At 63.6% G+C, this 14,126-nt stretch carries 7 protein-coding genes and 2 pseudogenes; 5 read left to right on the forward strand and 4 right to left on the reverse strand.

The window, feature by feature from the left end:
* The first annotated feature begins 66 nt into the window (after positions 1 to 66).
* The 5 genes from EV372_RS24420 (at position 67) to EV372_RS24445 (ending at position 7,679) form a co-directional block, all read left to right on the forward strand.
* Positions 67 to 588 carry an ATP-binding protein gene (locus EV372_RS24420; RefSeq protein WP_232532358.1) on the forward strand — a complete coding sequence of 174 codons (522 nt, stop codon included), beginning with the start codon at positions 67 to 69 and terminating at the stop codon, positions 586 to 588.
* A 139-nt stretch (positions 589 to 727) separates the two neighbouring features.
* Positions 728 to 1,471: a hypothetical protein gene (locus EV372_RS24425; protein ID WP_094804302.1), complete on the forward strand. Its 744-nt coding sequence runs from the start codon at positions 728 to 730 to the stop codon at positions 1,469 to 1,471.
* A gap of 68 nt (positions 1,472 to 1,539) precedes the next feature.
* Entirely contained in the window at positions 1,540 to 2,457 is a 918-nt protein-coding gene (locus tag EV372_RS24430; protein WP_197044309.1) for a protein kinase family protein, read from the forward strand.
* A gap of 571 nt (positions 2,458 to 3,028) precedes the next feature.
* Positions 3,029 to 3,514 (forward strand): hypothetical protein, encoded by a 486-nt coding sequence (locus EV372_RS24440; protein ID WP_156095251.1) that lies wholly within the window; start codon positions 3,029 to 3,031, stop codon positions 3,512 to 3,514.
* A 2,686-nt stretch (positions 3,515 to 6,200) separates the two neighbouring features.
* On the forward strand, positions 6,201 to 7,679 hold the full coding sequence (locus EV372_RS24445; protein ID WP_094804296.1) for a tyrosine-type recombinase/integrase: 1,479 nt from the start codon (positions 6,201 to 6,203) through the stop codon (positions 7,677 to 7,679).
* A gap of 252 nt (positions 7,680 to 7,931) precedes the next feature.
* On the opposite strand, the pseudogene EV372_RS29565 reads toward EV372_RS24445, so the two are convergent.
* The 4 genes and pseudogenes from EV372_RS29565 to EV372_RS24460 form a co-directional block, all read right to left on the reverse strand.
* A pseudogene (locus EV372_RS29565) lies at positions 7,932 to 8,105 on the reverse strand (LuxR C-terminal-related transcriptional regulator); the annotation flags it as partial.
* 861 nt (positions 8,106 to 8,966) lie between these two features.
* A pseudogene (locus tag EV372_RS24450) lies at positions 8,967 to 11,114 on the reverse strand (SAV_2336 N-terminal domain-related protein); the annotation flags it as partial.
* Positions 11,111 to 12,121: an AAA family ATPase gene (locus tag EV372_RS24455; RefSeq protein ID WP_130397947.1), complete on the reverse strand. Its 1,011-nt coding sequence runs from the start codon at positions 12,119 to 12,121 to the stop codon at positions 11,111 to 11,113. The pseudogene EV372_RS24450 and the gene EV372_RS24455, both read right to left, overlap by 4 nt.
* On the reverse strand, positions 12,118 to 14,097 hold the full coding sequence (locus tag EV372_RS24460) for a S1 family peptidase (RefSeq protein WP_130397948.1): 1,980 nt from the start codon (positions 14,095 to 14,097) through the stop codon (positions 12,118 to 12,120). Before EV372_RS24460 ends, EV372_RS24455 begins: the two co-directional genes overlap by 4 nt.
* Positions 14,098 to 14,126 lie beyond the last annotated feature (29 nt).

Consider the following 14,126-nt stretch of genomic DNA (forward strand, 5'->3'; position numbering starts at 1 on the left):
GGAGCACCCCAGGACTCGTGCGGTACGGGTCAGAAGATCGAGGCGCGGATGACGACCGCAACACGGATGAACACCATGAACGCACCCATACAGGACGGCTGCGCGGATGCCGAGGTGACACCGGCGCTGCCCCACCGGGTGCCCGGGTACTCCACGATGCCCCGATTGGGCGAAATCCACCGCCGTCACGCCGCCAGATTCGGGCACACACCGCCGCAGGTCCGTGAGGCCCGCCGCTGGGCGAGGACGGTCACCGGTCTCTCGCAGGAGGAAGCCGACGTCATCGAACTGGTGCTCTCCGAACTGGTGACCAACGCTCTGAGGCACACGGCATCGGGCCAGAACGGCCACTTCACGGTCACGATCGCCTACCTCGACAGTGATGTGATCCGCCTCGCCGTCGAGGACGCCGGCCCCCGGCATGGTGCGGTCCCTTCCGTTCCCCGCGTGAGTCCGATGGATCCCGGCCTGGAGAACGGGCGTGGCCTCGCCTTGGTGGAGCGGCTCAGCCGCCGTTGGGGATTCCTGGGCGTCCAGGGGTCACCCCTCACGGTGTGGGCCGCCATCTCGCGATCGGCGCTGCGGTGAGAGCGACAAGCGGTGGGCCGAACACCTGCCGGTGACAACAAGACACCCCCTGCCCCACAGCTCTGGACGGCGGCCCTGGTACGGCCGCGGCTCAGTCCAACACCCCTTCCACAAAGAACCCTGAGAGAGGAACCACTCCATGTCCGTCAAGCTGGCCCCGACGAGCCTGAGCATCCCCGGCCACAACTTCGACCCCCGCTGGAACCGCGTCGCAGGAATGTCGGTCGAGGACGACACGGTCACCATCGACCCCGAGGCGTACTTCTTCCGCCTGGAGTCCGACACCTGGACCGTCATCGACTGGGACAAGGTCGCCGCCGAACTCCTTCCCGTCGAGGAGACCTCGGAGTCGGCCATCGAACAGATCGCCCTGGACTACATCGCCCGCAACTCCCGCACCACCCACGACCCGGCCGAGGTCCTGCACATCGCCTGGCAGGTCTACAGCCACCTCTTCCGCGAGGAACATCTGACCTCGCTGGGCATCGACGGGGTCACCGCGGACCACCTGCGGATGCTCGCGGAGGTCTCCACCTTCACCGCCCTGAACAAGGTCGAGGACGACGGCCACATCAGTGTCGTCGGCCCCACCTGGTTCTTCGCCGACACCGCACAGGTCGTCTACGACCTGGACGAGCCCACCACCGAGCTCCTGGACGAGGTCTTCCACGGCGCCTGGTTCAACGAGTACCGGCGCATCGAGGGAGTCAAGGCCCACGCCGCCCTGGGCGGGCGCCTGGTGCACGGTTGCCAGTCCGCCCCCGACCGCAGGGGCGGAGTCGTGGCCCCCTACGGCACTGACATGAAGCGCTTCCGCGACGAGTTGGACGCCTTCCGGGACACCTGGCTCACCACGGTCCGCTCCTACAGCGACCGCTCCTGACCATCTCTGACCTCCAGGGGCTCTCCGTTCGTTCGCGGAGAGCCCCTCCTCGACACGAGGAGCCACACGTGTACCAACCCGACATCGACCGGATGCGCGACGAGGTACTCGCCGCCGCCGACATGGTCGACAAACTCGCCGAAGCCAAGCCACTGCACAGCTGGGAACTCTCACACGTGGAGCGCCTGACCCTGACGGACGGGTCCACCGTCGTCTTCAAGTGCGCCACCGAACCCTTCACACACGAACACGAAGCACTCACCAGCGCCCGGCAGGCGGGCGTCAGCGTTCCCCACCTCATCGCATCCCTGCGCTCGGGCACCACCCTGGCGATGCTGATGGAGGACCTGGGCGAACCCGACCGAGAGGCCACGAACCGCGACGGCGTCGCGGCGGCGGTCCAACTCCACAGCGCGGCGGCCCCGCCCCACCTTCCACTGGCCGACAGCACATGGCTGGCCTCGCTCCCGCGCAGGGCGATGCGCACCCTGGACCTGCTGAACGCCCAGGGGCGCTGGTCCGACGCCGACGACATCATGCAGACACTGCGCGATATCGATCGAGCCGCCTGCGCACGAGCCGAGGGCACCACGACCGCGCCCTACGGATGGGTCCACTCGGAGTTCCACCCCGAGAGCCTGCACATCCGCGACGGACGCGTCCGTCTCTACGACCTGGCCCGAGCCTTCCACGGTCCGGGCCTGCTCGACCTCGCCTCCTGGCACGGGACAGTGGAGCCCCCCGACCCCGACCGGACCCGGGCGTTCCTGGAGTCCTACGTCGAGGCGGGAGGCAGCGCCGGAGTGCTCACCCGACGCGCAGGCCTGCCGCCACAGGACTGGGCGCTCGGCTGGCACCGGGTGTGGGCCCTGGAGTGGTTCCTCGCCCAGTCCCTGGTCTGGATCGGTGACACCGCCGCCGATCCCGCCTACACGAACGTGGTGCGGCGCCACACCCACGACGCGGCCCGTCTCCTCGATGTCTGAGCCTTGGAGGGTGAACCCATGGCAGCCGTTCCCCCGTACCTGCTGATCGACGTCGACGGAGTCCTCAACCCGTTCCCCGGCCCGGGCGGTTCCGTGCCACCGGAGTACCTTCCCCACCGTGTCGACTTCAGGGGGCACCGAGGTGTGCCGATCTGGCTCAACCCGGACCACGGTGCGACGGTCAACGCACTGTGTTCCACAGGCCTCGTCCAACCGTGCTGGGCGACGAGCTGGGGAGACGAGGCGAACCTTCTGATCGCGCCACGCGTGGGCATGCCCCACTTCCCGCACGTCGATCTGGGCACGCCCGACATCTCGACCCCGCACCCGCGCGGCTACCTCTGGAAACGCGCCCCGGTAGTCGACTGGCTCGGGAACGCGCCCATCGCCTGGATCGACGACGACTTCGCGCCACCGGACTACGACTGGGCCGCGGAGCGAACCCGGCGGGGCGCACCCACTCTGCTGATCCAGCCGGACCCGTATGCGGGGCTGGGCCGCCACCATATAGCGGCCATCCGGCTCTGGGCAGCCTCCCTCACGCAGGCCCACGACACCGCTGGGAACCACCATGAGCGTCCCCTTGAAGACCCACGAGATCCAGCTGCTCGAGGCACCCAGTGGAGTGCGTGTCCCGATCGACCGTGAACTCGTCCCGCTCGTCCTCCGCCTGTGGTCCCTCGGCATGAACACCAGGGCCAGTTGCCAGAACTTCGGCGAATCCCTGAAGGGCTCGGGGCCGGGGATGCCTCCGGGAGACCCGCGGTGGAGCGCCTTCTACACCGACCGGGTGTGGCTCAAACTGCGACCCGCCCCCGCCGAACACCTGATCACCCTCCTCGGAGCGGATCGGGACATCTGCATCGCAATGAACGAGTGGGGAAGAGCGGAGTCCTGGCTCTGCGTACGCCCCGTCGTGCCGGACGTCTACGGCGGACCGGCACGCACCAGGGACACGCACCTCTTCTTCCCCCGGGAACACCTCGACCACGTGCTCGAGGTACTCGGCAGGCCGGAGTCTGTCCCGTTTCGGCCATATGCCGTCAGGAGCATGTGAGTCGGGCTCCGGCTTCTGCGAATATCCGGGACCGAATGTCCTATTTATCCGAACTATCGGCCTTGGATGGAACGGCGGGGTGGTTTTTCTGGCGCAACGGGTTGAAAAACTTCGCGAGTCCAAGCGAACATCAACCACCCCTGGGAAGCGATGCGCTTTTCCAGGGGCGGATCTCTGCGTATTTTCGCGCGGTTCAATTGGGAAGCGCAGTTTCAGAGGCGTACGCCTCCGGGGCCATTGACACCCATGCCGCAACCGCACGCGGAGGGAAAAGACCGCGGCCATGAGGTCGCTGGCAAGAGAAAAGGGTGCCCCGAGCCGGTGCTGAGAACACCGGTCCGGGGCGTGATTCCCACCTGATGACAGCAGGAGGAGATCGTGGAGAAGCATAGCGGGCGGCACCGCAAGCGCCGCCAGGGCTGGGCGGAGCGCCTGTGCTGGATGCTCGGAGCGCTGCTGGCGCTCGTGTTCTGCAGCCCACTCGGCCGGGGCGCGGACCCGGCGTCCCCCACCATGACGAAACCACTGCCGCCCAAAGGTGTCGGTGCGGGCCCGGCAGGCATTCCGGAGCCTTCTCGTCGGGCCTCAGGTGGCCCTGAGGTTCTCCGGCCTCGCCAGAGCCGTTCCGGCGGTGGCACGATCGCTGTGCCCCGCCCGCGCGAACCCCGTCCTGAGGAGCGGGGGTGGTGTGTGGATGATGACGGGGTGCGTGGGGTTCGCCCGTATGTGTTCAAGGTCCCGCAGGCGCAGGGCAACACGTGTGGCCCTGGAGCAGGACCGCTGTCATCCGGCGCTGATGAGAGCGGAGAGTTCGCCGAGCTGGCCTCTGCGGTGCGTATCTGGCTGGATATGAGGGCTTAGTTTCGCGGCTGGCAAGAGGCTGTGGTGGGGCGTCCTGGAAGCGCAGGGCGCCCTCTTCTCGTGGAGAGTGTGGTCAAGGTGGCCTCACTCGCGCAGCCTGTCCGTTAGTGCGGGAGAGAGTGTTCCATCCCCGCGTCATGCCGGGCGGGGGCCGTTGGAGGGCCTGTGACTCCGCCGGTGACGGGGCCTTTCCGGGGGCCTGTGACTCCGCCTGTGCCTCCGCCCGTGGGTGGGCCGCTGTGATCGGCCCGCCTCGCGCGCGTTATCAGTGCAGGTGGGAGCCGCTGCGGGTGGGCCGTTGGGAAGCCAGACTTATACCCAGTGGGTAGTCCCCTTCACGTAGGCGGGCGGCCCCGCCCCGACAAGCGGGGGCGGAACCGCCCGCCTACGTCTACCGTGGCCCTCGCCCACCTGTGCCTGCCCCCACCCCTCCGCTGTGTCCCTTCCCTGATCGCCTCGTCTACCCTCTCTTCCTCTAGAGCCAGACCAGGGGCGTGCAAGTCCGCTCACCTGCCACGCGCGGACTTCTCCTGGTTGAGAAGCCATGGAAAAAGGATCTTCTCCTCTCGGGTGACATTCGCGTTCTCTTTCCATGGAGAGTTGATCTGGTGTAGTCGAGGTGGGCGGAGTGCTCTCGCCTGCCGAGTTGTAAAGTGCGGGTTGCTGCTCCTGCGAGAAGTGCATGCGCGCTTTTCCTCCGACTTCCTTGGAAGCGTGAAGGTGGGGTGCGAACCTCCACTGAACCCGAAGTGAACCCCTGGCCAGCGCATGGGCCACCGACTGGGCCAACGGGTGGGCCACTCTTAACTGGCCCACCCCTACTCGTGCTGCTGCGCAGGTCAACGCCACTGTGGGTGGGCCAACGGCCGTCCAGACTTATACCCAAGTGGGTAGTTCTCGTCACGTAGGCGGGCGGGGTGCCCTCGCTCACGGGCGAGCGCGCCCGCCCCGCCCGCCTCCACGAGCGCTCTGCTCGCGCAGTATCCCTTCTTTCTTCGCCTCTTTCTCAGCGAAAGTCTTTCGCCTTCATCGTGAGAGATAAAGCTGATCCCTTATTCCTGTGTAGAGCCCAAAATCGACCAGCTCCGGGCGCTGCATCGCATCGTTCCCTGTTGACTCCTGCCACGTGCTTTTTTGTTGTCTCACGTCGTGTTTCGCGCGGCCTCGTCTGCCAGCGGTACGCGGTGGCGGAGGCCCAGCCGCGTGAGGTTCTGAGGTTGGGTGTCGCATCTTCATCGGGTGCGTCTTCATAGGGGTTCATCAGGGCGAAAAGGCCCACGGCAACGAGGAGAGAGGCGGAGGCGCGATGGCGAGGAGAAGCGTCGCTCGGGAACGGGGTGGTTCGCGGCGGGTTCCAGGCCCATGGGGTGGCCCCGGGACGCGGGCGGGCGGTGTGGGGCTGTCAGCGCCCCCACGTCGGCCCCACCGCGGGGCAGGGTCCCAGGCGTCCTGGGGCGGGGCGGTCGGCGCGGACGGGTCGTGTGGCGGGCTCGGTGGGCCCCGCGTCGTTGACCCCTGGAACGGCCCTGATCAGGGCGGTGGCCGGAACGGGGCGCTGCCGGGCGTATCGGATGGGCGGGCGGGGGCGTGTGCCCATCGGACGACGTTCCTGCTGAATCCGCTTGACCACCTCTACGAGGTCGAGCGTGGATGCGTGGTGCCCCGCCACACGCGGGGCCGTACGCCGTATCCGCACAGCTCAGAGGTGGTAGCGAAGTGGGTCGTGTGGGCGTGAGTACTCCGGTCATGGCGGCCGAGGTCGGTTTGCTGTCGGTGGTTGGCGGGTGTGGTGTGCGTGGTGAGCGAGACGAAGGTGAGGCCGTGTATGGCCGCGCGTGAGGGGTCCACGTTCAAGCGGTGCGGATGCCGCGACGAGAGCACCGGTAGGGCGTTGGGGGTCAGGTGTCCGCAGCTCAAACGCCGGACCGGGGGCTGGAACCCGGCCCATGGGGCGTGGGCGTTCCAGTACGAACTTCCCCCGACCAGTCAGGGTGGGCGCCGCCAAGCCCGCCGCGTCGGATTGACCTCTCAGGAGCAGGCCCGGAAAGGACTGGAACACGTTAAGGCGCTCATCGCCTTGGCGGAGAAGGACCCCACGGTCGAGATACAGATCGCTGACCTGGTCCAGGCGGCGTTGAAGCAGCGCCGCCCGTTGCCGGACCTGGAGGAGGTGCGCAAGCGGGTGGCGATGGCGGTGGACGTGCGCACCGAACCACCCACCCTCGCCGCGTGGTTGGGGGAGTGGTTGGCGGGCAAGCCCGATCTGGCCGCGGGAACCCGGGCCTCCTACGCCGGGCACATTCGCACCTACCTCGTCCCGCACCTGGGCCAACTCAGGCTGGACAAGCTCCAAGCCCGCCACGTCGAGACCATGTTCGCGGCTATCGAGGAGACCAACGCTCACATCCTGGAGTGCCGTGAGTCCGACGATGTGAAGGTGCGGGCCTCGGTCAGGGGGCGCCGGGTGATCTCGCTGTCCACCAAGCACCGCATCCGCGCCACCTTGCGCAGTGCGTTGTCCGAAGCCGTCAGGCGTCCGGACCTGCCGGTGTCGGTGAACATCGCCTCGCACGTACGCCTGCCCTCCTGTCCCAGGAAGCGTCCGCTGGTGTGGACACCCGACCGGGTGCGCCACTGGGCCAAAGACGGGACCGTGCCGGGGGAGGTCATGGTGTGGACCCCGGAGCAGACCCGCGCCTTCCTGGTGCACGCGAGGAGGTATCCGTGGCTGTATCCGATGTTCCACCTGATCGCGGTCAAAGGCCTACGCCGAGGAGAAGCAGTCGGCTTGCCCTGGGCTAACATACGGCTGACGGACGGGCAGATCGACATCCGCGTCCAGGTGGTCCAGTTGGCGTGGGAGACGATCACCTCCACCCCGAAGAGCGCGGCGGGCCAGCGCACCATCACTCTGGACACCGACACCATCAAGGTGCTGCGGGCCTGGAAGCGGTTCCAGAACGAAGCGCGCCTCAAGGCCGGAGCGGCGTGGACGGACACTGGCCTGGCCTTCACTAAGGAGAACGGTTCGGGGTGGCATCCGGGGCAGGTCAGTGACTGGTTCCTGCGCGTCGCCAGGGCAGCGGGGTTGCCGCCGATCACGTTGCACGGGCTGCGCCACGGGGCCGCCTCGCTGGCGTTGGCGGCCGGGACGGACGTGAAAGTCGTGTCCAGCGAGTTGGGGCACGCGACCACGCACTTCACCCAGGACACTTACCAGTCGGTGTTCCCGGATGTAGCGAAGGCGGCGGCCGAGGCCACCGCCGCGCTGCTGCGAGGCCCGGCTCCGGTGAGGGCCGGGTAGCCGAACCGGCGAGCACACCAGGAGCAACACGGCACCACCGACCCCAGGCCAGTGCACGGGTTCACCCCGATTGGCCTGGGGTTTTCTCGCGTCCGGGACCAGTAACCGATCGGATCAAAGGTTTGATGGGTAAGTAGGTGTAACCGGCGTGTCGTACCGACAGAACGCGCACGTTCAGTCAAATCCATTATTTCGCAGATAGGGATCATTCATCCCCTTGGATGGAAGGATTCATGTATTATCCTATTTTATTTAAATTATTTGTTGTCTGGCGGCCCAGACTACTGCCTCGATAGGCGTGTTGACGTCCAGCTTGTCGCAGATATTGCGAACTCTCCTTCGAAGTGTTCGTGCGTCCAGGTTTAGGCGCCTTGCGGCAACTTCTGTGGTAACTCCAGTTGCAATTTCTTTCAGTAGGGCTATCTCTTTTTGATCAAGAGTGCTGTTTGGAATTATTGCGGTGCTTTGAATATTATATGAGGCGCCTATGTGGGGACTGGTGGTTCCAGTCATATCGTTAGCTATGCTGTGGTGATCACCTATCTGCTGATACAGAGCACGGGACCGATTTTGCTCCTTGATGGCTTCCTCAGGTCGTCCTAGGGTGCTCAGATGGGTGGCTTGGTTCTTGAGGGATGCGGCGAGGTCGGGCAGGAAGGCGTCGGGGCGTTGATCGGCCAGAGTGCGATAGTGGCCGACAGCTTCGGTGATGGCCTCCAATGCCTCCTCCACTCGCCCCAGATCCCCCAACCGAATGGACTGGTTGTTCAAGGATGCGGCGAGGTCGGGCAGGAAGGCGTCGGGGCGTTGATCGGCCAGGATGCGGCGGATCTGGACAGCTTCGGTGATGGCCTCCAATGCCTCCTCCACTCGCCCCAGATCCCCCAACCGAATGGACTGGTTGTTCAAGGATGCGGCGAGGTCGGGCAGGAAGGCGTCGGGGCGTTGATCGGCCAGGATGCGGCGGATCTGGACAGCTTCGGTGATGGCCTCCAATGCCTCCTCCACCCGCCCCACACCAGCCAGATCGACGGACTGGTTGTTCAAGGATGCGGCGAGGTCGGGCAGGAAGGCGTCGGGGCGCTGATCGGCCAGAGTGCGATAGTGGCCGACAGCTTCGGTGATGGCCGTGACCGCCTGAGGATCGCGCTGCTCGCCGAGGGGCGGGGACTGATCCTGCGGCCAGAACCACACCCTCGGGATGGCGGACATGGGGATCATCCAGCCAATATGGCCGCCGACCACTGCCTCGGTGACGATGCCCAACAAGCCGTTGCCATTCGCCGGGCGGACTCCACTGCCGCTGAACCCGGGACCGAAGAAGAAACCGGAGTCGGTGTTGATTTGAATGAACCCAGGGCGGCCGCCGTCACCAATCAGATGGCCGGTGATCCAGCGGTCTCCTCGGTCTTGGGGGAAGCCGACAAGCCGCACATGCTCCCCCGCTCGGTGGGGAGAGGCGATGACAGCGGGAGCGATTGAGGCCGGGCGGTCGAGCCGGAGCACAGCCACGTCCCATGGGCTTTCATCCTCCCACCACCAGCCGTCTTCGACGACCGTGGCAATGGCTGTCCATCCATTGCCACCCCGTGGAGCGTCTACAAGCACTTGGCTTCCGGGGCCCGCGTTCTTGATGGCCCTTCGGAGAACATGAGCACAGGTGACCACGTGGTCAGGAGAAACCAGGACCGCGGCCCCAAGCACGGTCGCTTCATCCCGGCTTACGATTCTCAGTTGCCAGTCAGGGGAGCTGGCGTATATGCCCAAATTGGACAATCTCGCGGATTGGTTATTTTGGTCGCCTGAAAAATGGTGCTTTTGTTCCGGTGGGCCGGGTTGAATATTATTGTTGCTTGACTGCGAGTGAGTTTCTGCATCTTCGTTATTATGGGTCGGAACTTTGGTCCAAGGCAAAGATTCCCTGGAGATCCAGTGCATACCTTCTGGAGAAGGTACAGCAGCGGTGAACTTCTCGCCACTGAATGCCCTCCTATTGGGCATGTAGTCCGAGACGCGATCGATGACTTCACCGGCTTCGTCCAGACGCAGGGTTCGGACTAGGCGTTCTCGGATACCGGGCAGGAAGTCGAAGGTCGGGTTTGTCTCGTCTTCTATGTGCGGTCCGGGTGTGCGCTGGATTAGGCCGCTGAATACGACCTCGGCTAGGTCTGAGAGAGGACTTTGCGGCAGCATCTCGGACTGAACAATGCGCATGATCGATAGGTTCAGCGGGACCTTCGCTAGATAGGAAGCTAGTCGGAAAACCCTTGGTGTCGCGTTTGCTCTGAACTCCTCAAACTTGTCGTAAGGGTCCTGGGTATGGTTGCTGTGCTCCGTTTTGCGGTCCTCGCTAGGGAAGAAGGTGGCAACACCATCGAAGCACGAAGTACTGGAGATGGCTTGTGCCCAGGGAGTCAACCACTGTGGAGATATCTCCAGAACAGGGATTGGCATGGCGTCCTTCGCGCGGGCAGTTGGCTGGAGTCTGTGTTCCTCATACCGCAGCTGGGTGTTGGAACTACCGGCGCAGGAAGTACTAAAACGTACGGGTGTAGGTGCTAGTGCGGTCCGATTCCATAGCCTCTCGGGCAATGTTTGCAGAATCGCTGTGGGTCCGTTCGCTCCCCATAAACGGATTGTTTCTTGGAGAGTTGGCGTGTGCCAGGCTGTGGAGACTCCATCGGAGATTACCAATGTCACTGTCCGTCCGGTCGAGTCAACGGAGGTGGCAGGGGAACGCAACGCCTGGATTGGGGTAGACGTGCTTGTCCCTAGTCCCGGGCGGCCGTCCTCCCTGGGACGCAGGTGATGGAGAGCTACTTTGCGGAAGATGCCAAGCTGTTCGAGGAAGGCGCGCAGCTCGCGAGCAAGCGGCCACCAGAGCACGGCACTTTCCCCATAACCATCGAGTATGAGGTTGACGCTGAGCCAACGTTCTCTGCCCGGACGGAAGGCGGGTGTCCAGTAACCGTAGTCGGCGATGCGCGCTGCGGTGGCCTCCTCATCGACCACCGTGGCTAGAGACGAATCTACATATCTCTTCAGGGGACGCAGAGCACGGATCAGCTGACGTTTTTGCATTAGGGAAGTCTCACCCTGAACGCGGACGTAGGATGCGCGTTCCTTGAATCCCTCAGGTTGGGAGGTCCCTTGTGGTTCAGGAAGATAGAGTTCTTTGGTGGGCTGCTGCGTCTCATGAAGGGAGGGCGGAGAAACGGGATGAGGCTGGGATTGTTTCATCCCTGGCGAATTGTTGGTTGAGTGCGCAGTTACTTTCGGTGTCACCCGCCCCTTGAGCTTCTTAGCGAACCACAGCAGTTCCGCAACTTCACGGGCGGTCGGTTCCGGGCCTGAAGGGTTGATGGCGGCGAGTACGGCACGGACCTGGCCGAGCCTTTCGGCTCGGGCCCTGTCGACTTCAGCAGACCTGTTCATTTGGAGGTGCCTGTATTCAAGTGCTGAAACACCATGTCGGTGATTCGATCGAGATTGGGTGCTTCTTCTCCCTGGGTGCGTTGTAGTAGATAGACGGCGTTAAGGAGTTGGTCAGTCGCCAGGTCGCCGGTATGCGCGTGTTCCAGAAAACGCTCGATGACTTCGTCTGCCTCATCAGCCACTGTGGAGAGATGCGCTCGAACGATCTCCCGTAGCCGCTGGTCGTCGCGTGTGGTGGGCAAATGCAATCGTACACAGCGCCTTAGGAAAGCCGGTGGAAACTCGCGCTCACCATTACTGGTCAAAACCACGAAGGGGAAGCTGTGGCAGCGTACCAAGCCGTTGGTGATGGTGACAGGTGCTCCAGCGTCGGAAGGCCGTACCTTGACTTGGGAACTCTTCTCGTTTGCCCGGTTCGCGATGCGTGACAGCTCTGGGATCTCGAACATGCCTTCTTCGAATACGTCGAGCAGGTCGTTGGGGAGGTCGATGTCACTTTTGTCGATCTCATCGATGAGCAGGACTCGAGGCAGTTCGTAAGGGGCGAGCGCGGTACCAAGCGGGCCCAGGCGAACGAAGTGGCTAACGTCAGTCCGGGCGGTCCTGCCCTCATCACGGGCCAGGCTAGCCTCCTCCAGACGACCCAGAGAATCATAGTGGTATAGGCCGTCTTTTAGGGCTGTTTTGCTGTTGACTGGCCACCGGAGGACGGGACCGAGTCGTAGTTCCCTGGCGACCGCGTAGGCGAGAGTGGACTTCCCACCCCCTGGGTCACCGGTGATCAGTAGGGGCCGTCGCAGGTACAGCGCTGTGTTGACCGCCTCTATGATGTGGTCGTTGGTCTGGTAGGCGTCGAAGTGGGGGAGCCAGCGCCCGTCGGTGTCATCCCGGTTGAAGCTAAGGGGCTCACCACCACAGTCAAAGGCGCGCCACGGTGGCGGATCGGGTAGCAGGGAGATGCCATCGTGGGGTTCGTTGACGCCCCGGTAGATACGCCACTCATTCATCCGTGCGGTCCTTCCTTAGGGTATTCCAGGGGTGACTGCTGGATTTGCCTGTCGGGGTCGTCCCACATCACGACGATGTTCTTTCCGACGTGCTGGATGTCTGAATTTGTCTGGGCTGCTAGGCGTAGGTCGAGCACTCGCTGGGGAACCTCGTCCCTGCTCGTACCGTTCAGTTCCTTGCGCACACGCGACAGGAAGTGCCCCTCCTGGCAGGGGTTCTCACAGGGGACACGGCAGTGGTTGGCGTGGTTTTTGACACTGCTTCCCCGCTCCCACAGCATCACAGGTACTCCGGATGTAAGTGCTGCCAAGTAAGCGTTCGTGGTTGGAGCTGTGCATGGGGACCCATTCAGGACCAGAGCAGAGATCTTCGGCGCACGAGCCAACGATGCAGCCAGTGCAGCCTTGCTCTGTTCACCCTGCCCACAGACGCAGACGAGGTCTTCGCTGAGGCTCCCCTGCTCTAACTGCTGCCACCGCTTTCTCCAAGTGTTATGCAGGGTGCGCAGTTCAAGACGCTCCAAGGGGCGTACGACTAAGCAAATCTGTGTGCCGAGCGGTTGATCCAGCAGTTCGTGTTCCCAAAGCCGCCAGTTGGAGGAGTCCTCATCCAAGGCTTCCTGAGGAAGGATGAGTTCAAGCATTATCTCTTCCGAAAAGCCCCCGAGTAGGTCAATCTGGGAGGGTAAAGACTGTTTGAGGAGATCGAAGGACTGAGAGAGGGTGAAAGGCCCGAGCTCCTCATTGGCCGTAACGATGCTTCCGGGAGACAGATAACGCCATACCTGGACTCGGTAGAATTCACGATTCTCTGGGGTGGGGCGGATCCTAGCGATCACAGAGGGGCGAAAACTTTTCTGAACCTCTGCCACACCAACCCTGCCGGGTGGATTTGCTCCCATTCGTCCGGTGATAAGGAGGGCTTGGTCGCTTAAACGACGAGGGATTCCGTTGAGGGAGGAATCATTTGCTTCAGCCTGACGGGATAGCCGGACGAGGTAGTTGAGTCCAGGAGGGGGGCCATCCTCTGGGGAAGGCAGACCGATCAGGTCGGTGAAGACATCGCGGCGGTGCAGCAGTGGATATTCGGTAAGCGAAGTGCCGGGCTCAGTCACCGCGGTGAACATTCCCTCATGATGCTCATGGTCCCCTGGCAAGTCGGCGAGCAGGCCGAGGACCTTGCGCTCCTCATCGGGGCGGAATGACCCCTGTTCCTTCGCCTCCTTGCCGGAGATCTCATGGAGTTGGTCGACCAGTTGACCCCAGCGGGAGTCGGTTGCATGGAAGCGGTCGTGTGCACGGATCAGGGAAACATAGACCTCGGGGTTGAGCATGCGCAGGGCGTCCACGGGCGTGGCAATTCCGCCTGGCTTAGGGATGCCGTCGGAAGCCTTGACCACTCCGCAAATACGTCCCGTGTCGTCATTCATCACCGGCCCACCGGACATACCTTGGTGGATCACATCTTCTGCCAGCCGGATCATCCGTCCGCCATCGGAGATGCTGGTTCTGCCTCCACACGAGAGAGTGATGAGGTGTTCCTGGTATTTTCTGAATGATGAGGGTGCCTCATTGGCGGACCCAACAGCTTGAGCGGTGGGGTAAGCGTCAGTGAACCCGGCTGCTGTGAGGGGCCTTCGCTTACGAGGGAAGATTCGGTCGAGCCAGACACAGGGGTGCTCGGGGGGCGCGTCGGTAATTTGGAGGACGGCCAGATCCGGGTAGGGCCACAATCTCGCCGACAGCCGACGCGATTGCTGTTGTGGGATGGCTGAGGAAGCGAGCAGACTAGCCACGTACTCTTGTCCTTGCCATATGACGTTGACTTGACAGGAGTCGGTCACGGCGACGTGCGCACAGGTCACCACCCAGCCGGGAGCGACGAAAAATCCCGCTCCCGACTCTCGGCCATGTACCTCCACACGGCACTCTTCCATGAGCTCATGAAGATATTCGATGACGTCAGATGGGTGCATGGGGGACTGCCCGATCTTGTGGGAAGCTG

The organism is Nocardiopsis sp. CNZ308 (genome assembly GCF_004217075.1).